The following is a 22,984-nucleotide window of genomic DNA, read 5'->3' on the forward strand; positions in this document are numbered from 1 at the left end:
TTTGCCAGAGTTGTTGTTTTATTGTGTCTGTTGATAACGTTTAGCTCAGCTGTTTTTTCAAATCCTTTTACAAGCAAAGCCCTTTATCGTCATCTGAAAATTACTTACACACCAACACTTGAACCCGTTTACACCTACGTTTTTTCTTTTACTGGTGGAAAAGATAACAGCTACTTTCTCCCGACTCCTCCTGTCCAGAACCCTGTTCACAACGTTGAGGTTGTTTCTCTCCCCCATATAGTTCCCTTAATGAGAATGTCTGCAGGCAAAGGGTTAGAAGAACTTACAGTACTTCTTTCCGATGAAGAGTATGCGCTTATCAATTCAGGTCATAGCAACCTTTACGAGCTTGCAGCCAGAAAAATGGAGGTTTCGTTACCGTTAATGAGCAAAGGCATGCCAGCTTATCTGAGGCCAGACTGGTCTGGCACAGGCATGACCAAGAGTGATTACTTAAATGCAGCTACTGCTAACCGCCCGATGTTTATTCCAGTGTATGGAGCAAACATGAGCTCAACCGGAAAAGGGAAAAAGCCTCCTCCAGCAGGAACATCCCCCCCCCCAGTAAAAATTTCTGGTCCGGATATGCAGGTAGATCCAGAGATGGAACGGCGCCTCAATCTAGTCAGGACAAAAAGTAAAAAGGAAAAAGCAGCAGGAAGAAAAAGGAGTCGTGTTGAGCCACCGATAGCAACAGCCAGCTCAGAATCTCCCACTACTCAGGAAGATATCAGCAAATACAAAGAGCTTGGCCTTGGCATCAGCTACACCGATCTCAGAACTTCAACCTCTGATGCTGAAGCAAGACCAAGAGCACGAAGACTCTCTTTACCTGAAGCGATGGAAGACCCTCTTCCTGATATGCATAAATATTCCGTTAAAGCTGTCCTCGATACTTCCCAAACGGTTTTCACAGCGAACGTTAGTGTTAATGGTCGAAAAATGAGCTTACCCCAACACTTCCAGAACGTGTTAAAAACAACCATGCTGGCATCTGAAGGTTCTCCCAAAGATCCAAGTAAGGAGTTTTTTCGGTCTTTAATTCAGCTAAGTGATCAAAGGCTGGTATCGGATGAAGATGAAGAAGAGATGGATGAAGAGGAGAGTGGAGATCAGGCATCACTTCTAAACACCTGGGATCTCAAGGATAAAAATGAAGAAGAGCTGAGAGAACTTATGGCGCGCGCGCCTGAAGTTGGTGCATCAACAGGCGAGAAGGAAAAACATGAGGAAGAGGTCAAAGCGATGAAGCAGGCTCATTTGAAGAGCCAGAACGAAGCCTTTTGGGCTGCTATGAGAGCCATTACAGATGACAATCCAGCCTTACAAAGCAGGCTTGAAGACTTCATATCCCAGAATTCGTCCTTCCCTGTTTACATAAATTTTCACGTCCCTCATGAATCTGGCGATCTTACTCATCCAGCCATGTTCGAGTGCATGATCGACTCAAAGAAACAGATAGAACCTCAATCGGGCAGCGGCATTTACATTGGTGACATTCTACGATCCGGGGATACGATCTACCTTACCACTACCACAAGTTTCAATAGAGTCAGTGTCAACAGAACAAAGCAGGTCGGAAAGTCACCAACTGGTGTTCCTGTCAGAGATTATGTTGCATCAACCCAACACAGGGATGCTTATGTCAGGAAACACTCCAAAGGCAAAAAAGGCGCCGATGTCACCTGGAGAATGACGGATAATATTGCAGAGTTGCGACTTCAGTATGTTCTTAAGGCCGCTCCACGTGGCCGCTGGACTGTAGTGGTTGCCAGCGTGCATTACGATCTGAACATGCCGGATTTAACATTAAAGCCCAGAGAGCAGTTCAAGGATTATGTTCCACCACCAGCCAGGGAAGAACGCCCTTCTGAAGCAGAAGTAGTAGCAGTAGAAACCGAAGCCGTAGATTCCGCCACAGCTCTTGATAAACCACTGGGAGAGTTGCACCTCTCACAGCAAGACACTCCAGAAGAATCAGAAGCAGTCGTTACCCGCAGATTTAAGGAAAGGCATGGTAACTGGTCTCGATTTGCACGCAGCACCATAAGAAGATCCTCTGGCTCCAACCCTGCATCTCCAAAGACAAAAGCTGTACCAGATGAAGAGGATCCCTTTGAAACCGATATGGATTTATGAACCGGGGGCAGAGAAAAAACTTCGAAGATGCTGAGTAAATGCCGTTAGCACAACTGGCAGATGTTCATCCTTTCTGTGAGCCAGGTAAAAACTGGAGGCATAACACAACTCATCCGGCAGCAATGCTTTTATCTTTCCAGCGTCTTCAAATTGCCGTGCATAATGTCTGGGAAGCAAGCCAACATAGTTGCCCGTCATTATCAGCAAAGCTTCTGATTCCATATTATCAATAATCGCGCCCGTCACTTTTGCCTGGATAGAAGCAAGATCGGCTTCATGTTCATACCCATGAACAACAACTGGACTCTGTTGTATATCTGGCAAAGTTACATTGTTTTTAGTAAACAGTGGATGATCTTTTCCACAGTACAGCTGGTGCGGCTCATCAAACAGCTTTTCATACTGAACCCCCTGAATATGAACAGGGAACGGGCTGATTGCCAGATGTAATGCTCCACTTAGAATGCGTTGTTCCAAATCATGGGGAGAGCGGGTTTCAAGATGAATCTGAACATTGGGATGTATGTCCTGAAACTTTTTTAATATGGGGAGAATAGGAAAGTCTTCATTGGTTATTGTGTTATCAATCAGCCCTAATCTCAGTTCACCTTGAATTTCACCTGAAAAAACACTCACTTCCTGCCGAAAGCTTTCAACAGAGGCAAGCAGCCTCTGGGCAGATGCAAAAACTTTTTCCCCAGCTTCTGTTAATCGAAAACCGCCTCGACCACGATAACAAAGTCGTGCACCAATTCGAATTTCTAATCGACCAACATATTCACTGATTGTTGACTGACCAATATTTAATACTGATTGCGCTGCTGAAAAACCACTACAGTTGACTATAGTTACAAAAATGCGCAGCATACGCAGATCTGCATCATGTACTTGTTTCATAAATCACCGAAGTTTTTAATTCGGCCAACTACAAACAACAATCATTACCGAACTAAATAAAACATTACTTCGGTTTTATACGATCTGTATTCAGATAGAAATGTATTTTACCCATACATTGCAATCCTTACATTGATTGTGCGTTTAGAACACAACCAATGAATTAAGGATGTCTCTGATGAGTAATAATGGGTACGAAGCCGGTCGATTAAATCTTCCTTTCGTTGGCCACTGCACATTTGCCAAAGCTCCTGTTTGTAATGATTGGGATAATATTGATGCCGACGTTGCCGTACTTGGTGTTCCCAATGATATGGGCACCCAGTGGCGCTCTGGCGCTCGTTTTGGGCCTCGTGCCGTTCGTGAAGCATCCACCCTGTTCTCTTTCGGCCACTCCGGAGCCTATGATCACGAAGACGATGTGCTTTATCTGACTAACGAAGAAGTAAAAATCGTTGATGTGGGTGATGCTGATATCGTTCACACCGACATGGCACAGAGTCATAACAACACAGAATTTGCCGTTCACAAATTGCTGGAAGCTGGCACTATGCCGATTATTATCGGTGGTGACCACTCGGTAACCACTCCAGTGCTTCGGGCATTCCGTGATCAGGGGCCTATTCATGTTATCCACTTTGATGCACACCTTGATTTTGTAGATGAGCGCCACGGTGTTCGCGAAGGCCACGGCAACCCAATCCGTCGTGCATCTGAAATGGATCACATTACCGGCATGACCCAGATGGGCATCCGTAACGTGTCGTCTTCTAACCGTTCCGACTTTAATGCCGCCAGAGAAGCTGGTTCCGATGTGATGTCTGTTCGTGATGTACGTCGTCTTGGTGTAAAAGGTGTTCTGGATCGCATTCCCCACGGTAAGGCTTACTACATCACTATTGATATTGATGGTTTCGACCCATCTATTGCTCCAGGTACTGGCACCCCGAGCCACGGTGGCTTCCAATACTACGAAGTAGTTGAAATCATTCAGGCACTGGCCAAACGCAGTAAAGGGAATATCGTTGGTATGGACTTGGTTGAAGTTGCACCAGCTTATGACCCAACCGATTCAACAGCCATTCTTGCTGCTCAGGTTCTGATGAACAGCATTGGCTTTATTTTCCACGCGAGAAACTCTTAATCAATGATCTGACCAGCACTTATTGTGCTGGTCTTTTTTGTAGAATCTGGAAACTCCAGACAGATTCGTCCCTAATGATGCTCAGAAGGTTTCAGGCGAATGACACATACAATTAAAGCCGAGAAAGACGACAAGCAGATACTGATAATCTGTCTGACTCTTCTAGGTTGTATAATCGGACTCGGATTAATTTCCCCAGACGCACTTGCAGAGTTAAGTCTGGGAACAATGAACTACATTATTGACAAGTTTGGCTGGGTATATGCCGGTGGAACTTTTGCCTTTGTTCTTATTCTCTTTTTCCTGGCATTCAGTAAATACGGCGATATCCGCCTGGGGCCGGATGATTCCCGGCCAGAATTCAGCACCTTCTCCTGGCTGGGTATGTTGTTCTCTGCCGGTATGGGAACAGTGATGATTCTGTGGGGAATTGCTGAGCCGGTTTCTCATTATGTAAATCCTATGGCGGGAATTACTCCGGAAACACCTGAAGCTGCGGCTTTTGCCTTCCGTAAATTCTTCCTGCACCAGGGTGTTCAGGCATGGTCTATGTTTGCGGTGCTTGGTCTGGCTGTTGCCTACCTGATGTTCCGTAAAAACCAAAGCGGTATGGTCAGTAATATTCTTCTGCCCTGGGGTGAAGACAAGACCAAAGGCAAGCTGGCTAAGCTGATCAATATTATCTGCGTACTGGCTGCTGCTTCTGGTGTTGCTACCTCTATCGGTTTTGCTGCTCTGACTATCAACAGTGGCTTGAGTCATATGCTGGGCGTTCCCGATACCATGACTATTAAAACTGTTCTGGTTATTGGTATTACCGCCATTGTTATCAGCTGCGCTATTACTGGCGTAAAGAAAGGTATTAAAAGCGTTTCCGATATTTTTGCGGTACTGGTTATTGCCATGCTGGTAACGGTTTATGCCCTTGGCGAAACCACCACCATGTTTAACGTATTGCTGACCTCCCTCGGTGATTACCTGAGCAATGCGTTCCGTGATGGCCTCGCGCTGCCAACCTTCTCTGATAACGCTCCCTGGTATGGCAAGTGGACTCTGTTCTACTATGCATGGGCAATTGCCTGGTCACCATTTGTGGGCCCATTTGTTGCGCGTGTATCCCGTGGCCGTACTGTTCGTGAGTTTATTCTTGGCGCGATTCTGACTCCACCTGTTGCCATCTACATCTGGGGTTCAGGTTTCGGTACAACTGCCCTGCTGTCTGATATCAACGTTATCCGTCAGGCTGCTGAATACGCTCCTCTGGCTAACTTCCTGGTATTCGAGCACTTCCCTCTGGGAACATTTATTTCTTACGGAATTATCCTGGCAATGTTCCTTGGTCTGATTACCTCACTCAACTCATCCACTTATATCCTGAGTGTGATCTCCTGTAATGGTGATCTGAACCCATCCAGAAACATGCTGTTCCTGTGGGGCGTGCTGCCTTCAGCTCTGGCACTGGTACTGATGATGTCCAGCTCTGGTCTGGCTATTCTTCAGAGTGTGAGCCTGATCTTTGCACTTCCTTTGATGCTAGTTCTGTTCCTTGCCATGACATCGGTTATTAAGATGCTCCGGGCAGAGTTTGATGAGGACTCACTAAAGGTTTCTACAAAAACGGAAGAAAAAGAAACCAAAGAAGACACTGAAGGTTTGGCAGCAACAGCCTGATCAAACTTTTAACGCACAAAAAAAGCCGGACTTAAAAAGTCCGGCTTTTTTTGTGCCCTGAAAGTGAAAGTTTATTTCACTTCACGGTAATACTTATAAACAGAATGCTTGGTTACATTCAGCTGATCAGCAATATACTGAGGCGCACCTTTGATCTGGAAAATACCGCGATCGAATAATTCATGAACAATACAGCGATTCTTTTGTTTCAATGGAATAGAGCGATCCGTTGAAACTTCATTGATAACCTGTTCAGTCACAGTTACCAACAGTTCATCCATATCATGGTTAAACTGTTCATCAAGAACTTCAGTATGATTATCTAACCCAGGCATCATGGTTTTGATGATTTGAGGGAACGGACAATCAAGGTTCATGTTGATACACAGGAAGCCAATAATATTGTTATCGGCATCAGTACAACCACAGGAAATAGATTTAAATAATGAACCGTCACGGCCGTGGGTGAAATAACTCCCTGTAATCCGGCTACCAGTTTTGCGCATTTCTGCAACCTGTTTAATACCCAGGTCTGTCATCGGAGAACCCAGCTTTCTGTTGGTATTGTGACCATTCACAATATAAACAACAGAACTCTGTACATTTTCCAGAGAGTGAAGAACAACCTCACAATGAGGTCCAATAAACTCGGCGATAAAATCCGCAATAACAAAATAAGGTTTTAGATTGTCAGAGCGGTATTCATTAGTATCGGGGCCCATAAAAAACCACCTTCTAAACTTTGTTATTACTTATAGTTGATTGAATACTTCATTATTTTGCTTTGAATCAACTTAAGTGAACTTTATTAAAGTATATTGAGACTTTTACAAAAGTCATACTCTCGTATTTATTACCGTCGTAAATCTATTATTTTCTGAACAATTCTCATTAACCAAGGTTGTATAATGCCGAAATTAGGTATTCTTCTTTGCGACAGCCAGAATCCTGAAGGCTTAAAGAAACTAGGCCCTTATCGGGACAGCTTCGTCAACATGATCGAAAGCGCCAATCCGGATCACTGGGAACACCTCAGCTGGCAGTGCTCCAAAGGTGAGTTTCCCGAAAATCCTGATATTTGTGATGCCTGGATTATCAGTGGTAGCATCTGGAGCTGCTACGACTCGGATGAATGGATCCAAACCCTGAAACAGTTTATCCGGGACGCGGATAGCAAACAGTCAAATCTTCTCGGTATCTGCTTTGGACACCAGATTATTCATCTGGCTCTGGGGGGAGAAGTGAGAAAATCCCCAAAAGGCTGGGGAGCAGGTCCTTATCCCGTATTCGCCCATCAGGATCTGGGGGAATTCTCCGCCGGAGAAGAGATCAAGGTTGTCGCGATTCATCAGGATCAGGTAGACGTTATGGCGGAGGGTTTTGAACTTCTCGCCGGTTGCGATTTCTGCCCTGTTGGCATCAGTCGCAAGGGTAATCATATTCTCACATTTCAAGCCCACCCTGAGTTTGACCGCCGTACCTTCTCTTATCTTTGCGAGCAGGACAGAGACAAGCTTGGCTCTGAGAAAGCCGACCGGGCTCTCGAGGAAGCTCAAAAGCCAGACAGTCGTGAAAAGGCTGGAAAACTGCTCGAAAAGTTTCTGAGAGCCGGCTCTGTGGTTTAATTCAGGCGCAGATCAGCTCAAACGGAACTTAACAGGGATTTTTACCCGGGATGGAATTCCTCTGCCACCTTCAACCAATGGCAGGAAGCGCCAGCGGGCTACGGCTTTGAGGGCTGCTTTATCCAGAGATTTGTAGCCTGAGGTTGTTTCAACTTCCATGCCCACAATATTCCCCCTGTCATCCAGCTTCACCTCCAGTACCACCGTGCCCTGCTGCCCCATACGGCGAGCACGGTAAGGGTACACAGGCTGCTCCTGGCGACCAGAAAAACGGGGAGTTTCCACCAGACGATACTGGCTGGATGCTCCCTGCACCATAGAATCTTTCACTTCGCTGACTACAGGTACATGCCGGATTTCTTTGGCAACCATCTCCTGCGGAGAGGCTTCATCCCCTGCCTCTGGAGTTGGCTTTACCTCTGGTTCAGTTTTTTTCGGTTTTTTTTTCTTAATTTCCGGCAGTTTCTCTGCAACCTGTGCCTTTTTAACCGGAGGTGGCTTTTTCACAGGTTTGGGTTTTTCAGGTTGTTTTGGGGGAACAACATGCTTGTTCTCAGAAGCCCCAGTGGTTGTTACAATTTTTTTCTTAGCTGTCTGCTCTCGCTTTTCAACCATTGGTTCAGGCTGCTTGGCAACTCGCAGGTTAACGGTCACCCTTTGAGCCGGGAGAATGGGGAAATCTAACTGTCGCTGATTTGGAAAAAAATACAGGGAAAGCCCCACACCGATGTGGAGAAAAATGGAGCATATAAGAGTTATAGAAATCGGATTCAGCATATTTTTATCGGGGTACTAGCAGAAAGACTCCCGAGGTCTGGTAGCGTTAAATAATAGGCCGAATCTATCATGGTGCTCGGCTTATAATTGTCAACGAATCATTCAGGAAAGGTTGTCACGAAACATTTGAACCGCCTCTTTTATTGACCCAAGTCCATTGCATATTTCAGTACAGTTCCTACCTGCAGCCATTGCCCACATCCGATATAATGCTCGTCATCCAATAAAATACTGCCCACCAGCTTCAGATTACCTCTTTCCTCCGGTGCTTTATGATTGCCAATGATGTGTTGCGTCGCCTGCGTTTTGCTTTAAACCTGAGTGATGATGAAATGGTCGCCATTTTCAAGCTGGCCGAGCATGAGATTCCGGTCTATCACCTCTTTAACCTAATGCGAAAGGAAGATGAAGAAGGTTACGTACTGTGCCACGACGATGTTCTGGCCCGTTTTCTTGATGGCCTGATTATCCACCGCAGAGGCGCGCAGGAAGGCAGAAAACCAGATTACCTGCCTAAAGGTGCCCCGCTTTCCAAGAATGAAGTTCTTCGCAAACTCAGAATTGCCCTTGAACTCAAGGACACCGATATTATCGATATGATGAAGCTGGCTGATTTTGAAGTGTCCAAATCAGAGCTGTCTGCCATTTTCAGAAAGCGCGGTCACCGTAATTACAAAGAATGCGGCAACCAGTTCCTGCGAAATTTCATTACCGGCATGACACTGAAATACCGTACTGACCTTCCCAAAAGAAAGCCTCAAAACTGATTAATACCGTTATTTGTTAGTTTGGCGATATTGGGCAGGCGTTTTCCCGAACCAGCGCCTAAAGGCATGAATAAAGGCGCTGGCTTCGCTGTAACCCAGCTGTTCTGAAATCTGTTCAACACTGAGTGTACTGACAATGAGCAGCTCTGATGATTGCTGCATTCGGCTTTCATCAATGATTTCACGAAAACTGGTTCCTTCTGCTGCCAGTTTTCGTCGCAAAGTTCTTTCATTCACGCTGAAATGTTCAGATACCTGAGCCTGATTCGGATAGCTGGCAGAGGTTTCCAGATAACGCCTTATCTGTTCGCTTAATGTCTTAACACTCTCTCCTCGTATCAGTATTTCAGCCTGGCACTGTCTGTAGAGAAGCTGGCTATTTTCTGCATCATTTTCAGCCACCTTGCGGGTCACCGCTTTACGGGAAAGGTCGGCATAGTTCTCCAACGCCCCGAACTGAATATCCGGCACCAGATAATACCCATAATCCGTTGCAGTGCTTGCAGGTGTATGGCTCATACCAAGCTTTACCACCATCTCGCTCTGGTGGATAGAAAACACATCCTGAATCCATAAGGCTCCGGCACTCATATCCCGCTCCAGTAGAAATCCCTGCAAATCACCCAAGTCAGCCCGGGGAATCATAAGTACCCGATAACCTTCCTCTCGCTTCTGTACTCGCATGGTAAAAAAGCTATTACCAAGGGAAGAAAAACGATCAAGAGCTTCCAGACTCTCTTCAAGAGTTTTGGTGCTGCGCATAAGCTGGCCAATAAGCCCATGAGCATCCAGCCCGTAATAACGGCCAAGTTTAAGAGAGAGGGCAGGATCATCACTTGAAGCGATAAGGTTTCGGCAAATCTGTAGTTCCTGATCAACAGATACCTGCTTTTGTAAATCAAGAAAACTGCGGGAGTTCAAATCTGTATTTCTGAGAAGTCGCCTTATAGAAATCTTGTTATCTGCGGCGAAGCGCAGCATCGGAAACAAACCGGTAATTGGCCGCTGGAGTTCCTGATTGTTGATAATTCTGGCCATTCAGGCTGCAACACTCACGTCCGAAATTATCAATTACTTTGCCAGTTCCCTCATAAACATACAGGGCAGGAACATTAATAATGAATGACGAATAATAACAAGTAGGCCTGCTATGCTTCAGCAAACTATGACTTCAGCAAAGATAACCCAATGTATTTCTGACACCTGTGGCAACACTGTTCTCAAGGATTATCCAGACGACTACTTCCCTGCAGGTTCTGAAGCCTGGTTTGTAATTCCTGAAGGCGTGGATAAAGGCAAAAAACTCTTTTTTTACGACAAGACCTATGGCAGTGGTAAAGCTGAAACCACTGTTTTGTTTGTTCACGGCAACCCGGAATCTTCGTACACCTACCACAATGCTCTCAAAGAGTTGATCAAAAAAAGTAAGAAAGCCGTTCGGGTGGTTGCCATGGATCATATTGGCTTTGGCCTTTCTGACCAGGCCAGTTTTGAAATGGTAGATATGCACCATGCCAATAACCTGATTCAACTTGTTAACTATCTGGACCTTCAAAATATCACTCTGGTAGTACACGACTGGGGCGGCCCCATTGGTATCGGCGCGATGATCCAGCAACCAGAAAGAGTCAACGCGCTGATTGTTCTTAACACAACTGTTTTCCCGGTATCACGAGATGATGGAGGCCTCACCTACGACCGTTTTCCTGGTCGTCTCCTGCCGTGGTCTCGATCACCAAAAGTTATTCCCAAAGCCCTTTGGGGAAATCTGGCAGCTTTTGTTTATGGATTGGAACCGATTAAAAACCAGAACTCGGCGAAGTTTGCGGCTCTCTTTGTGACCCATCTCATCAAGGTACTGACCGGACGACTCAGTAAACAACAGAAAATCTTTGAACAGGTCTATGGTGGCCAGTTCCGCTCATCCACAGCCAATGTTCGCAGTTCTCAGAGAATGGTCAGACAAACACCTGTGTGGGGCCACGGCTGGACTTATGATGATCCAACCCACGGTAAACAGAATAACCGACCGTTTTATCGCTACATCCAAGACACCATTACCTCAGCCTGGGGGCCAGATGGTAAGAACATTCCTGTAAGAGCACTATTTGGTGAATGGGATGTGGTTTCTAAACAGAGTGTTCTTGATCAGTGGGCATCAGCACTGCCTCAAGCAGCAGGCCATATTGAAGTGTTTAAAGATACTTCGCATTTCATTGAAGAAACCAAAGGTGCAGAGATTGCCAACTGCATTGTTGAAATTTCAGGCCTTTCATAACTACTTTCCCACTTGGCGGGTAGTTAATACCCGCCAGCGTTTATCTATCTGTGACACTTTGCGACAAACCTTGCTCCATGCAAGATACTTCCGCGACATTTTTCCCGTCTAATAAGCCTGCAATTTCTTCGGCCACCCCGGTAGCAAGAATGATTCTCATTAAGTGTTTTTCCGTAACTCATTACCGAGCCTGTTGAAGATAAAATTACACCATACAAAGTCATAATCACTTTCTGGCAGTCACACATGCTCACTCGCTGTAAACAGACTCTTCCTGCACTTCTGGCCGTTATAGCCCTGGCCCTGTCGTCGCAATCGGCTTTCGCTGCTAAAAAGCCGACCCCTTCCGCACCAGCTGTGACTGCTACAACGGTTGAAAACACTCTGGTACCACAGAATCTCTCTGCGCTGGGCACTCTGAAATCTAACCAGTCTGTTGATATTGCATCACGTATTAATGGTCGAATTGCCAGGTTGAATATCGAAGATGGCTTGTCTGTAAATGAAAACGACGCTCTTGTTGTTTTGGACAGCCGTGAGCAAAAAGCCAAGGTTGAGGAAGCAAAAGTTACGCTGTCTGACGAGATACGACAGCTGGAGTATATGGAGGCTCTTTATCAGCGTCAGGCGGTATCCAAAGACCAGTTGGAAGCCCAACAAGCCATGGTTGATAAAGCCAAAGCAACTCTGGCCGCTGAAAAGGCTGTGCTCAGTTACCACACTTTGAGTGCCCCTTTCAGTGGTGTACTCGGTTTCAGTGATATCAGTAAAGGCGCTTTGATTACTGCCAGTCAGGTGATTACAACGCTTGATGATCTTTCGGTTATGAAGCTTTATTTTGAATTGCCTGAGAATGTTCTCAGCCGAATTACTCCCGGAACAACAATCACTGCAGAAACAGATGCCTGGCCTGATGACATGTTCAGTGGTTCCATCGACACTATCAATCCCCGTATTAATCCCAACAACCTGACATTTACTGCACGGGCAGTCGTTTCCAACCACGACCTGAAACTCCGCCCTGGAATGATGGTACGCATCAACGTGCAGGTAAACGCCAAACCAACACTGGCAGTACCTGCTCGCAGCGTAATGTTTGATGGCAACAACAAATATGTCTTTGTGATTGATGACAACAATATTGCCCGCAAACAGTTCATTACCACCGGCACCATTCTTGAGGAAAGCATCGCTGTGAAGAAAGGTCTTCAGGAAGGCGACAAAGTTGTTGATCAGGGCGTGGTAAAAGTTCGTGATGGCAGCCCGGTTCAGATTATTGATGCTGATGTGGCCGCAAGCGCTGAAAAGGATGGAGACGCTCATTCATGATCCTTTCTGATCTTGCGGTAAAACGCCCTGTTTTTGCCACAGTAGTCAGCCTGCTGCTGATCACTTTTGGTATTGTTGCGTTCCTGTTGTTACCCGTTCGGGAGCTTCCCGATGTCACTTCTCCGGAAGTGAGCATATACACCGCTTATGACGGTGCGTCTTCTGAAGTTGTTGAATCCAAAATCACTGATGTACTGGAAGATCAGCTCGGCGGTATTAATGGTATTCAGTCTATTGAAAGCCGCAGTACCCACGGCACCTCCCGGATCACGGTGACTTTTACTCCTGACACTGATATGGAAGTTGCTGCCAACGATGTACGAGAGGCTATGTCCCGGGTGACCTGGCGTTTGCCGGATGAAGCAGAGTCTCCTGTGGTCTGGAAAAATAGCGGCAATGGTGAAGCTATCCTTCGTTTAACACTCCAGAGTGACACCATGTCACCGGTTGAACTGACGGACTATGCCGAGCGAACTCTGCAGGATCGTCTCTCCCTCGTAAGCGGCGTAAGTTCCGTAGATATCTGGGGTACCCGTGAATACGTTATGCGGGTTGAGCTGGACGCTCACAGTATGGCTGCCCGAGGAATTACCACCGAAGACGTTGAAGGCGCGCTTCGCCGTGAAAACGCAGAAATGCCTGGCGGTAAAATTCGGGGGACACAGCGTTCGATTCAGGTACGAGTCATGCGTGACTACGATACTGAAGAGACTTTCCGCCAGCTGGTCGTGCGCCAAGATGGTTTATCTACTGTTTACCTGAAAGATATTGCCAATATTCAAACCGGAGCCAAAGAAGAGGAAAGCCTTTCCAAAGCCAATGGCCGCAACGTTATTACTCTGGCGATTGTTCCTATTTCCAACGCTAACCCTGTTGAAGTAATCGCCAATGTGAAAGACGAGATTGCAGCCTTTTCTCCTTTCCTTCCGGAAGGTACTGACCTGTCAATAAACTACGATGCCTCTGTATTTATCCAAGGCTCCATTGATGAAGTGCAATCCACCCTGTTTATAACCATCGGGCTGGTTGTACTGGTTCTCTATATTTTCCTTGGCAATATTCGGGCAACGTTAATTCCAGCCGTAACAGTGCCCGTGTCCCTGATCGCTGCGTTTATTGTGATTTACATGATGGGTTACTCCATCAACCTGCTGACACTATTGGCGCTGGTTCTCGCCATTGGCCTGGTAGTAGACGATGCCATTGTGGTGCTGGAAAACATTCACCGTCACCTTGAAATGGGGAAAACCCCATTGGCAGCTGCCTGGCATGGCGCACGGGAAGTTGGCTTCGCCGTTGTTGCCACCACAGTAGTGTTGGTGATGACCTTCGTACCCATTGTATTTATGGAGGGTACGGTAGGCAGACTGTTTTCGGAGTATGCACTCACCTTGGCTGGAGCTGTTGTATTCTCGAGCCTGATTGCCTTGACGCTCTCCCCAATGTTGGGTTCCAAGGTTCTGAAATTGAATGTAAAACCATCATTCATAAATCGCCTGACCGAAGCTGGTCTGACCCGGCTGGAGAATGGTTATGAAAAGTTGGTCACCGTTTTTGTAAGACGACGCTGGCTTGGACTGGCTCTACTGGCAGCTTCACTGTGCACGACAGCATTGCTGTATCCCAAGATTCCCCAAACATTTACGCCATCAGAAGACAGAGGGAACCTGTTTATCGTCGTAAAAGGTCCGGAAGGAGCCAGTTACGACACAATGGCGGAAAGCATGGAAGATATTGAGGCCATTTTGCTGCCACGTTTGGGACAAGGTGTGCTGGATACATTGTTCCTGCAAACTCCAAGCTGGGGGTCCCGGGGTGATAACTCCGGTATGTTGATACTGACCCTCACAGACTGGAGTGAGCGGGATACCGATGTTTTCACTCTGGCCAAGCAACTGCGTAAAGAACTTTCTGCTATTCCCAATGTTCAGGCCTTCCCGGTTATGCGCTCCAGTATTGGTGGCCGTTCAGAAGCACCAGTGCAATATGTCATCGGTGGTGGTTCTTTTGACCAGCTGGTGCAATGGGCTGATCAGTTGCAACAAAAGGCAGCGGAAAACCCAGGGCTGACAGATATCGAGCTCGACTTCAACCAGAACCAGCCCCAGATGGAAATCTCCATCAATAAAAAGCGGGCTCAACAGCTAGGCGTTTCAACAGATACCATCGGCTCAACGCTGGAAACCATGCTGGGCGGTAAAACCACTACAACTTTTATGGAGCGTGGTGAAGAGTATGATGTTTACCTGAAAGCACCAGATGATGATTTCCTCTCTGTCAGTGACCTTTCGAAACTGTATGTGCGCTCTCACACCAGCGGAGAACTAATTCGCCTGGATAACCTTGTTACGGTTAATGAAATTGGTAAGGCTGCCCAACTGCGCCATTACAACCGCAACCGTGCCGTTACCCTTTCCGCCAGCCTTGTAGGTGATTACTCCCTTGGGGATGCCCTGACTTACCTGGATCAGGCAGTAGTGGATAACCTGCCTCCACAGGTGATCGTGGATTACAAAGGAGAATCTTACGATTACCGTTCCAACCAGAGCTCCATTATGGCGGTGTTTGGTCTGGCTATGGTGATTGTGTTCCTGGTACTGGCTGCTCAGTTTGAAAGTTTTGTGCATCCATTTGTGGTTATGCTGACCGTGCCTTTAGGACTGGCTGGCGCAATGAGCGGGCTGCTGATAACGGGAGAAACCCTGAATATTTACAGCCAGCTGGCCATGATTATGCTGATTGGCCTGGCAACAAAGAACGGTATTCTGATTGTGGAGTTTATTAACCAGCTCCGTGACCGGGATATCCCTTTTGAACAGGCAATTATCGAAGCATCCAAACTGCGTTTGCGCCCGATTCTGATGACTGCCTTTACCACGGTTGCCAGTGCGATTCCGCTGATACTTTCCAATGGTGCTGGTGCAGAATCACGTATCACGATCGGTATTGTTATTTTCTTTGGTGTGCTGGTTTCCAGTCTGCTAACCATTGTTGTTGTGCCGTCTATGTACAGCCTGCTGGCACAACGCACGACATCACCTGAATACATTGCCCACCAGTTGGAACAGGATTTGAAGTCTGCTTCAGCCTGACCTCAATCATACAGGGAAGAATAAAACCAATTCTTCCCTGTATAAGAGTGCTACATCAGATCAATACACGCTCAAGCAAAGGCTTCTAAAATCTTTCGGGATTAATGACCAGTAATGATTCATGTATTCCGATTTCAGCCCTATTACTTCCTGGAGTGAAGACCACAACATCCGCCGTTCATTAACAGCGATTGTTGATGATTTGTCTGTCCGCCTGCTGCCCCTTGGTTTTGAATCGTATACTTATCAGGGAGCACCAAAGCGTTTACTCCATGATCTTCATGCTCCCGTTGCCAAACGTCTGTTCTCTATTAATCACTTAGCGGAATGCGAAACTCTGGTGACTTCACGGAAACGTGATCGCCTGATGCTGGAAACCTACTTCCGACAGTTCGCAGGGAAAGATCCGAATTTTCTGCAGAGCGCAAAACTAAAAAACCCGTTTATCCACCAGTTTTGCCAGCAGGGTCCAAAAGGCCTGAGTCGCGTTTCCGGCTTTCTGGAAAACCACAATATTTATTCCATTCTGAACTGGCCAATTGATGTACTCACCGGCCCACACTGGTCAGGACTCTACAAGCTGCACAGCTATATGAAGCCGGCAGAACTGGAGAAGCATCTCACTGTAGTAAAAGCCGAGTTAAACCATGCCCTACTGATTTTTCATCTGGAGATGATCAATCATTACCGCGATTATTTTAATCCTTACCGGAATATGGCCATCTTCAGCGAAAATGCCCTGCAGGTTATTTATGGATTGGCTCAGGGGGAAAGCCGTGCCGGTATTGCAGAGCTGGCCGGAATTACTCAGAGGGGCGTGGATTATCACGTTGAACAGCTATGTTCCAAGCTGGGAGCTAAAAATCGCCAACACCTGATTGCTCTCTGTCAGGCTTTGGACGTTATCTCTTTGGGAAGCGATATTTTTGATTCTGATCAACGTGAGAATTAAAGACCCAAAACCAGTGTAATAAATCACACTGCCCCGGAAATCACAGCTCTGAATAATGCGAAGAAGATCTCTCAGACAGCACTATTCAGAGCCATTCAGATGAACAAACAACAACCCGATAAAGGGCAAACTGATTCGACATTCAATCGTCGCAGTTTTCTTAAACTTGGTGTCTTGGGCGGTGCAGCAGGAGCTGCCAATCTGATTGCCACCAGTTCTACCGGTTTGGTAATACCAGCGGCAAAAGCTGAAGAACAACCTTCCATTCTTTTGCAGGAACACAACGGATTCCCGATTCCGGTAGCGAAAGACTACCAACGCTTTCATCAGCGCAACACTGAGTTCAACCGCTTTATTCGCCGGAAAGCAAAAATATCTCTACGCAAAACAGTTGATGAATCAACGCCCGGTCAGGGGCGGCTGGAAATGGCTCTGGCTAACGGAGCCTGGGATATGCAAAGGGAAATTGCTGGCAGTACAACCCGTACAGGTTTCGATGCCGGGCTGACAACCTGGCAGAAAAAGCCTAAAGGTGAACGCTACAAGTTTGAATCCAAACAACAGGCTGCCGATGCTATTAAGCGCGCCGCACGCCTTTACGGTGCTCAGGTTGTCGGTATCACCCATCAGGATGATCGCTGGGACTACGCTTCTTTCTACGACGCATTTAAAGATGAAACCCGTACATGGGATGACTTCCCGTTCAAACCGAAAACCGTCATCGTTCTTGGTTTTGAAATGGACTATGAAGCCCATGCCGCAGCCCCAACTTATATTTCCGACGCTACTTGTGGTGAGGGGTATAACAAGATGGTGTACACCGGTTATCAGGTATCCACCTTTCTCCAGAACCTTGGCTATGGAGCCGTTGCCTCTGGTAACGATCTGGGAATGTCTATCCCTTACGCAGTAGCAGCAGGCCTGGGAGAAGGCTCCCGTATGGGTATTCTGGTGAACTACAGTATGGGGCCTCGTATTCGCCTTGCTAAAGTCTATACAGATCTCGAGTTTGTAAACTACGACAAACCTGCAACCTTCGGTGTACGCAACTTCTGCAAACACTGCCAGCGCTGCGCAGATGCCTGCCCTTCTGATGCCATCTCAAAAGATTATGAGCCATCCATGTATCCGCCAGAAGGCCATGACCATGAACCCCATGCCGTAGGTGTAGAAAAGTGGTACTGCGACACTGTCGCCTGTCTGAACTACTGGAATGAAAGCAACACCAGCTGCGGTACCTGTATCACGACATGCCCGTATAACAAACCTGACTTCTGGCATCACCGATTAATCGAAAAGATGAATGATGCCATGCCAAATCAGCTGCACAGTTTTATGCGAGAGATGGATATCTGGTTTGGTTACGGAGACACCTTCGATCCGAAGGCTGCAGAAACATTCTGGTCTGCTAAAGGCAGAAGTTACAACGGTCACAAGTAAGGAGAAAATATTATGTTTCTGGGAATTTTCAGCGGCATTGAAGTACTGTTCTTCCTGCTGGGTGCAGTGACAGCATTGACCGTTGTCGGCCTGTACTGGCTCCATAAAAACTGGCAGGCTGATTTTAAATCGCTGGGCGTTTTGGCACTGGGTACTGCCACAATACTTTTTGCGATTGCCTGGTCGGTAAGTTCTGTTCTTGAGGGAGAGCCTCAAGCCGGCAGTATGGGAATGCTGGTTATTTTCCTTCCGGGAATGATGATTACCACTGCAGGGGCAAAGTTGGTCTGGCCCAAGTAATCTTCTGCTCCGGTGAGAGATAAGTTCTCTTGCCGGAACACTGACAAGAACCATTACCTGAATTGATAAAAGTAACCAATTGTTAATAAATAGCGCTCAGAAAACATCTCTCCCTCTTGCCCTGCGGAAACTACATAGGCAAACTCCACCATGTATGTTTCGGCTATACAAACGACACGATAATGTCATTTGCTGCAGTGCCGGATAGCACGCTGCAAATTGGCAATTCAGTCTGAACTAATAAGAACTACTGAGACTGTCTCTATGAAACCCCTGTTTTATGCGATGTTTGGAGTGCTTACGACAGGTGCAGCGCTTATGTCCCCAGTGGCATCTGCAGCACTCAACGACTCACTCTCTCCAGTTGGAGCAATCCTGTCCGCAAACAAGGACGGCACAATTCCTGAGTGGACTGGTGGCATTACCCAGTCTCCAGCTGATTACAAGCCCGGTGACCAACACCCAGATCCTTTTGCTGAAGATAAAATTACAACAGTCATAAGCCAGAGAAATCTGGACGAGTACAAGGGTATGTTGAGTGAAGGTGCACTGGCTCTCCTGAAGTCAAACCCTGACTACAAGATCAATGTTTACCCAAGCCGCCGCTCGGCATCTTTACCTGAGCGCATTTATGAAAGCAGTAAGAAAAATTCAGAAACAGCAGAACTGACCTTCCGTGGCAACGGTGTTTCCGGAGCTACAGCGGGTATTCCATTCCCGGTTCCTAAAAATGGTCAGGAAGCGATCTGGAACCATACCATGCGCTACCGTGGTGAAGGTTTGAATTACACCGGGCACCGAACCACTGTTCAGCCCGACGGTACTTATACTCTTGCCAAATTGGAAAGAACGGTGTTCTTCAATTATGGACGTGAAGATATTTCTCAAAAGAAGCTGGCCAATACACTGTTCTACTACAAGCACAATGTTTTGAGTCCGGTTCGTAACGCTGGCACTGCTCTTCTGGTTAAGGAAACAATTGACCAGATCAACGCTCCCCGAAAAGCCTGGCAATATACTCCAGGCCAGCGAAAAGTACGCCGTCTGCCAAAGCTGGCTTACGAAGACATCATGCCAGATACCGGTGGTATGCTGACTGCCGATACTGCAGATATGTTCAATGGTTCTCTGGACAGGTACGACTGGGAGCTGAAGGGTCGTCAGGAATTCTATGTTCCTTATAACAGCTACAAGCTCCACTCAGGTGACGTTCAGTATGAAGAGATCCTCAAGCCTAAATCTCTGAACCCCAATCTGCTTCGCTTTGAACCCCATCGGGTTTGGGTTGTGGATGCCACTCTCAGAACAGGATTCAAGCACCCCTATGCCAAGCGGCGCTTTTATCTTGATGAAGACAGCTGGCAGGTTCTGATGGTTGATGTTTATAACAAGAAAGGCGAGCTGGTTCGTTACCAGGAAGCCCACCCAATCAACTATTACGAAATCCCTCTGGTTTCCAGTACTGCTGAGGTTATTTATGACCTAGAACGTGGACGCTATTTTGTTGATGGTCTGAATAACCAGGAAGACGAATACGACTTCAATCCTAAAGTGAAAAAGCGTGATTTCACTTCAAGCGCACTGCGCCGTGAAGGTAGACGTTAAGTTCTCCTAAACCCTGCGTTGTCTGAGCCGTCAGACAACGCAGGTATCACCTCAAAATGCATTCCCAGACAACTGTTCTAGACTTCCTGCAAAAGATTGCAGGACGGAAGAATAACAATGTCTGATAACGCTCTGCGCTTATCACTGCGTTTCTGTTACGCACTGATGGCGGTTGCCGCTTGATATACCATTCCCTGGTTTGATAACCCCGAAATACCGGAACCGGGTTCCCCCTTTGGGTCGTTCGGGCCATTGTTTGTGCTCTATTTGTTGGAATCCTGAATATTATGGCCTGGCGTCTTCAAGCCATAATCGTTCACAGGGTCGAGCATGAGCATTGAGAACTACTCTCAGGCTGTTTGCTTATACCTTCTGCTTCTGATTCCCATCTGTGCACTAGCCTGGAAGAAAAATAAAACCCGGGAGGCTCAAGAGTATTACCTGGCCGGGCGATCTCTCGGGCCTTTTGTTCTTGTGCTCACGCTGTTTGCCACAACCTACTCCAGCAGCACAATGATGGGATACCCGGCGGAAGCTTGGAAACGGGGCTTTGGTTGGATGATATCCCTTGGTATCCCTATGGGAGCCCTGCTCAGTTATCACCTGATTGTTCCCCGGCTTCGTCCACTGGCACAAAGCTATCAATTTATTACCCCTGGTGATTGGGTCACTCATCGCTTTGCTGGAAACAGAGGGTATTTACTTCTCAAAATTCTTATCGCCGTTATTATGGTTTTGGTGTCTGCCAACGTTTTATTCGCTCAGTTCAAAGCTATGGGAGAAATCACCGAGGCGCTTAGTGGTGGGGATTTAAATTACCAACAGGGTGTCATCGGCATGGCGCTCATCGTGCTTCTTTATGATCTCGCTGGAGGAATGCGAGCCGTGGCATGGACAGATGCCTTGCAGGGCATTCTGATGATTTCAGGCTTAGGGTTGCTGGTTGTTTGGGTGGGGCTTCACTTTGGCTCCCCAGAACAAATAACCACTATTGTCATGTCTACCCGCCCTGATTCACTTCCACCACCTGACCTCGCTCTATGTATGAAATGGCTAAGTCTTATGCTGCTGGCCGGGCTTTCCATTATTGTTTATCCCCATGCTATACAACGTTACTTTGCCGCTCAAAATCATCAAACTGCTTATCACTCCATGGCTGTTTATGGGTTGTTAATGGTGATGATGCATATAGCGGTTATTTTTATAGGACTAGGCGCAATGTCATTGATTGAGACCCATGACATTGCAGCGGACCAGGTACTTCCTCTTCTATTAAATAAGCTTGGGCAGGAGGGCAGTTTATTAAGCTTGGGAGCAGGCATGGTCTTCTTAGCCCTGTGCGCAGCTCTTATGTCTACCGCCGACTCCGTTCTTCTCTCTGCGGTATCTATTTTAAGGCGCGACCTGCTACCCAGTTCACCGTCAACCCGTTCAATGAAAATAGATACCTTCTTGGCAGTAACTGTGGTTACGTTTCTGGCCGGAGCGGCCATGCACAGGGATATAACTTTATGGAGGCTGGTTGAAATAAAGCTCGAAGTTTTACTGCAATGTTTCCCGGCATTTGTACTGTGCCTGCATAATCGTCAAATCAACGCAGTAGCGGTCCTAGCAGGATTAATCTGTGGATTGGCCGTTTATTTTTATGGCCTGATGGATCACATGAAGTATTTTCTCAATATTCACACCGGGCTGTGGGCATTAGGCGTGAATTTAACGATCTGTATGCTTTCTAATAGAGCTTATTTAAAATAAACGCTTTCTATCTGTGTACATTTTAATCAACTTTACGCCCTCTATTAGTGGGCCATAATGATCAGGTCTACCCCCCTCTTCTCTCCAGGTAGTAAAAATACGCCCTATAACATTTGGGCTGTTTATCAGAGTGCAATAACGCAAAGAGTCTTCAATCGCTCCTGTGTCTTTCCAGCTCACAGGAAGAACACGAAAGCCCTCTTCCACAAATTCAGCCATTGTTTCAAAATCCCTGCGGCGCTCCATCTGCCAATCACAAATAATGATATCTTTTGGTATCTGATGAATCGCATTACTCAGGCCATCTTTGCATGAGAAAGAGATTCCCAATGGGTGCGCTCTTCCGCAAACCAGCCTGTCCCCCCACATTAACACCTGCTGCTGCCTTTCTCCGGCGAGGTGTTCATAGATTCGGGTAATACCTTCTGCAAAAGCCTCATCAACATCTTTATCACTGAAGAACGTGGCATTACGTGATCCAAGCAGAAAAATTTCATCCATTCCTATATGAAAAGCTTTAGAGTCAAAGGCTTCGATCAACTCATCAAATAACGCAAACAAGATGGGATAGAGCTTCGGATTAGTTGGATCCCACTCTCTGGTCTCTATTCCATCATTATTTGGATACAGCCCTGGGGTGACATCGAACTCAGGATATTTAGATAACAGCGGAAAAGTTGTTTCATTCCAGGATTGATGGCTTATACAGTGAAATTGGGGGATGACTTCTATGCCAAACTTTTTTGCCTGTACCGTAAAATCGTGAGCTTCTGATGCACCTATGTACTCCTCCCCATAGCGCAAATCAGGGTCAGTTTGGTATCTGAACTTATAATCGATTGCCAAAATAATATTGTTGACACCAAGACGAGCAATAGCCCTCAGGTTCTTACCCAGACTTCTCAACTCGTCAGGTCTGGTATAGCCAACAAGGTGCAATACTCGCCAGGGAATGCCTCCCCAATCACCACCATCTGGCGTTAATATGTTATCAAGTAATCCCATGCGTCAACCATCCGTGCATGCTTCGGGAACATCAACAAACCACTAACAAAACCGTCACAACACCGTCAGAACTCTTTGATTTTTATCAGCTTTCATCAGATTGAACGGCTTATTCACCCCAAAGATTAGCCGATCTGCTATTCACTTAATTAACGGATTTCAATGGGTAGAGGCAGAAGGAAAGGATGATGTTCGGACGTATCCTCAA

18 protein-coding genes are annotated in these 22,984 nt (G+C 46.7%); 13 read left to right on the top strand and 5 right to left on the bottom strand.

What is annotated here, in order from left to right:
* The first annotated feature begins 249 nt into the window (after positions 1-249).
* The gene (locus tag ACY2RR_RS01820) at positions 250-2,139 is read left to right on the top strand and encodes a hypothetical protein (protein WP_490106425.1); all 1,890 of its coding nucleotides are present in this window, start codon (positions 250-252) and stop codon (positions 2,137-2,139) included.
* Here ACY2RR_RS01820 and ACY2RR_RS01825 read toward each other — a convergent pair.
* A complete protein-coding gene (locus tag ACY2RR_RS01825) occupies positions 2,134-3,036 on the bottom strand; it encodes a LysR family transcriptional regulator (RefSeq protein ID WP_490106426.1) in 903 nt (300 codons plus the stop codon). The two genes, ACY2RR_RS01820 and ACY2RR_RS01825, sit on opposite strands and share 6 nt — an antisense overlap.
* A 178-nt stretch (positions 3,037-3,214) precedes the next feature.
* Between ACY2RR_RS01825 and speB the strand changes: the two genes are divergently transcribed.
* Both speB and ACY2RR_RS01835 read left to right on the top strand, forming a co-directional pair.
* A complete protein-coding gene (speB, locus tag ACY2RR_RS01830; protein ID WP_490106427.1) occupies positions 3,215-4,180 on the top strand; it encodes an agmatinase in 966 nt (321 codons plus the stop codon).
* Between the two features lie 99 nt (positions 4,181-4,279).
* Complete coding sequence (locus tag ACY2RR_RS01835; RefSeq protein WP_490106428.1) at positions 4,280-5,851, top strand: BCCT family transporter; 1,572 nt, start codon at positions 4,280-4,282, stop codon at positions 5,849-5,851.
* A gap of 71 nt (positions 5,852-5,922) precedes the next feature.
* On the opposite strand, the gene ACY2RR_RS01840 is transcribed toward ACY2RR_RS01835, so the two are convergent.
* The gene (locus ACY2RR_RS01840; RefSeq protein ID WP_490106429.1) at positions 5,923-6,573 is read right to left on the bottom strand and encodes a helix-turn-helix transcriptional regulator; all 651 of its coding nucleotides are present in this window, start codon (positions 6,571-6,573) and stop codon (positions 5,923-5,925) included.
* Positions 6,574-6,759: 186 nt separating this feature from the next.
* Between ACY2RR_RS01840 and ACY2RR_RS01845 the strand changes: the two genes are divergently transcribed.
* Positions 6,760-7,476 carry a type 1 glutamine amidotransferase gene (locus tag ACY2RR_RS01845; protein WP_490106430.1) on the top strand — a complete coding sequence of 239 codons (717 nt, stop codon included), beginning with the start codon at positions 6,760-6,762 and terminating at the stop codon, positions 7,474-7,476.
* A gap of 12 nt (positions 7,477-7,488) precedes the next feature.
* Here the strand turns inward: ACY2RR_RS01845 and ACY2RR_RS01850 are convergent, their stop codons facing one another.
* Positions 7,489-8,130 carry an energy transducer TonB gene (locus ACY2RR_RS01850; protein WP_490106431.1) on the bottom strand — a complete coding sequence of 214 codons (642 nt, stop codon included), beginning with the start codon at positions 8,128-8,130 and terminating at the stop codon, positions 7,489-7,491.
* Between the two features lie 395 nt (positions 8,131-8,525).
* Here ACY2RR_RS01850 and ACY2RR_RS01855 point away from each other — a divergent pair, with 395 nt between their 5' ends.
* Positions 8,526-9,020 carry a YehS family protein gene (locus ACY2RR_RS01855; protein WP_490106432.1) on the top strand — a complete coding sequence of 165 codons (495 nt, stop codon included), beginning with the start codon at positions 8,526-8,528 and terminating at the stop codon, positions 9,018-9,020.
* A 9-nt stretch (positions 9,021-9,029) separates the two neighbouring features.
* Here ACY2RR_RS01855 and ACY2RR_RS01860 read toward each other — a convergent pair whose 3' ends face one another.
* Positions 9,030-10,058 carry an AraC family transcriptional regulator gene (locus ACY2RR_RS01860; protein ID WP_490106433.1) on the bottom strand — a complete coding sequence of 343 codons (1,029 nt, stop codon included), beginning with the start codon at positions 10,056-10,058 and terminating at the stop codon, positions 9,030-9,032.
* 112 nt (positions 10,059-10,170) lie between these two features.
* On the opposite strand from ACY2RR_RS01860, the gene ACY2RR_RS01865 reads away from it, so the two are divergent.
* From ACY2RR_RS01865 to ACY2RR_RS01900, 8 genes are all read left to right on the top strand, one after another.
* Positions 10,171-11,298 carry an alpha/beta hydrolase gene (locus ACY2RR_RS01865; RefSeq protein WP_490106434.1) on the top strand — a complete coding sequence of 376 codons (1,128 nt, stop codon included), beginning with the start codon at positions 10,171-10,173 and terminating at the stop codon, positions 11,296-11,298.
* A gap of 246 nt (positions 11,299-11,544) precedes the next feature.
* Entirely contained in the window at positions 11,545-12,627 is a 1,083-nt protein-coding gene (locus tag ACY2RR_RS01870) for an efflux RND transporter periplasmic adaptor subunit (protein ID WP_490106435.1), read from the top strand.
* Positions 12,624-15,719 carry an efflux RND transporter permease subunit gene (locus ACY2RR_RS01875; RefSeq protein WP_490106436.1) on the top strand — a complete coding sequence of 1,032 codons (3,096 nt, stop codon included), beginning with the start codon at positions 12,624-12,626 and terminating at the stop codon, positions 15,717-15,719. Before ACY2RR_RS01870 ends, ACY2RR_RS01875 begins: the two co-directional genes overlap by 4 nt.
* A gap of 121 nt (positions 15,720-15,840) precedes the next feature.
* Positions 15,841-16,671, top strand: coding sequence for a helix-turn-helix transcriptional regulator (locus ACY2RR_RS01880; protein WP_490106437.1), 831 nt, complete (start codon positions 15,841-15,843; stop codon positions 16,669-16,671).
* Positions 16,672-16,770: 99 nt separating this feature from the next.
* Positions 16,771-18,111, top strand: a complete 1,341-nt coding sequence (locus ACY2RR_RS01885) for a reductive dehalogenase (protein WP_490106438.1) — start codon at positions 16,771-16,773, stop codon at positions 18,109-18,111.
* Positions 18,112-18,123: 12 nt separating this feature from the next.
* Complete coding sequence (locus ACY2RR_RS01890) at positions 18,124-18,411, top strand: hypothetical protein (protein ID WP_490106439.1); 288 nt, start codon at positions 18,124-18,126, stop codon at positions 18,409-18,411.
* Between the two features lie 318 nt (positions 18,412-18,729).
* Positions 18,730-20,016 (top strand): DUF1329 domain-containing protein, encoded by a 1,287-nt coding sequence (locus ACY2RR_RS01895; protein WP_490106440.1) that lies wholly within the window; start codon positions 18,730-18,732, stop codon positions 20,014-20,016.
* 330 nt (positions 20,017-20,346) lie between these two features.
* Entirely contained in the window at positions 20,347-21,771 is a 1,425-nt protein-coding gene (locus ACY2RR_RS01900; RefSeq protein WP_490106441.1) for a sodium:solute symporter family protein, read from the top strand.
* Here ACY2RR_RS01900 and ACY2RR_RS01905 read toward each other — a convergent pair.
* Positions 21,763-22,776, bottom strand: a complete 1,014-nt coding sequence (locus ACY2RR_RS01905) for a family 20 glycosylhydrolase (RefSeq protein ID WP_490106442.1) — start codon at positions 22,774-22,776, stop codon at positions 21,763-21,765. The genes ACY2RR_RS01900 and ACY2RR_RS01905 overlap by 9 nt on opposite strands.
* Positions 22,777-22,984 lie beyond the last annotated feature (208 nt).

Source organism: Parendozoicomonas sp. 2304DJ65-17 (assembly GCF_058148445.1).

What these genes read in the sequence shown, in the direction of transcription:
- ACY2RR_RS01820 (WP_490106425.1), top strand. Translation starts at nt 250, where the DNA reads ATGAGAATGTCTGCAGGCAAAGGGTTAGAAGAACTTACAGTACTTCTT.
- ACY2RR_RS01825 (WP_490106426.1), bottom strand. Translation starts at nt 3,036, where the DNA reads ATGAAACAAGTACATGATGCAGATCTGCGTATGCTGCGCATTTTTGTA.
- speB (WP_490106427.1), top strand. Translation starts at nt 3,215, where the DNA reads ATGAGTAATAATGGGTACGAAGCCGGTCGATTAAATCTTCCTTTCGTT.
- ACY2RR_RS01835 (WP_490106428.1), top strand. Translation starts at nt 4,280, where the DNA reads ATGACACATACAATTAAAGCCGAGAAAGACGACAAGCAGATACTGATA.
- ACY2RR_RS01840 (WP_490106429.1), bottom strand. Translation starts at nt 6,573, where the DNA reads ATGGGCCCCGATACTAATGAATACCGCTCTGACAATCTAAAACCTTAT.
- ACY2RR_RS01845 (WP_490106430.1), top strand. Translation starts at nt 6,760, where the DNA reads ATGCCGAAATTAGGTATTCTTCTTTGCGACAGCCAGAATCCTGAAGGC.
- ACY2RR_RS01855 (WP_490106432.1), top strand. Translation starts at nt 8,526, where the DNA reads ATGATTGCCAATGATGTGTTGCGTCGCCTGCGTTTTGCTTTAAACCTG.
- ACY2RR_RS01860 (WP_490106433.1), bottom strand. Translation starts at nt 10,058, where the DNA reads ATGGCCAGAATTATCAACAATCAGGAACTCCAGCGGCCAATTACCGGT.
- ACY2RR_RS01865 (WP_490106434.1), top strand. Translation starts at nt 10,171, where the DNA reads ATGCTTCAGCAAACTATGACTTCAGCAAAGATAACCCAATGTATTTCT.
- ACY2RR_RS01870 (WP_490106435.1), top strand. Translation starts at nt 11,545, where the DNA reads ATGCTCACTCGCTGTAAACAGACTCTTCCTGCACTTCTGGCCGTTATA.
- ACY2RR_RS01875 (WP_490106436.1), top strand. Translation starts at nt 12,624, where the DNA reads ATGATCCTTTCTGATCTTGCGGTAAAACGCCCTGTTTTTGCCACAGTA.
- ACY2RR_RS01880 (WP_490106437.1), top strand. Translation starts at nt 15,841, where the DNA reads ATGTATTCCGATTTCAGCCCTATTACTTCCTGGAGTGAAGACCACAAC.
- ACY2RR_RS01885 (WP_490106438.1), top strand. Translation starts at nt 16,771, where the DNA reads ATGAACAAACAACAACCCGATAAAGGGCAAACTGATTCGACATTCAAT.
- ACY2RR_RS01890 (WP_490106439.1), top strand. Translation starts at nt 18,124, where the DNA reads ATGTTTCTGGGAATTTTCAGCGGCATTGAAGTACTGTTCTTCCTGCTG.
- ACY2RR_RS01895 (WP_490106440.1), top strand. Translation starts at nt 18,730, where the DNA reads ATGTCCCCAGTGGCATCTGCAGCACTCAACGACTCACTCTCTCCAGTT.
- ACY2RR_RS01900 (WP_490106441.1), top strand. Translation starts at nt 20,347, where the DNA reads ATGAGCATTGAGAACTACTCTCAGGCTGTTTGCTTATACCTTCTGCTT.
- ACY2RR_RS01905 (WP_490106442.1), bottom strand. Translation starts at nt 22,776, where the DNA reads ATGGGATTACTTGATAACATATTAACGCCAGATGGTGGTGATTGGGGA.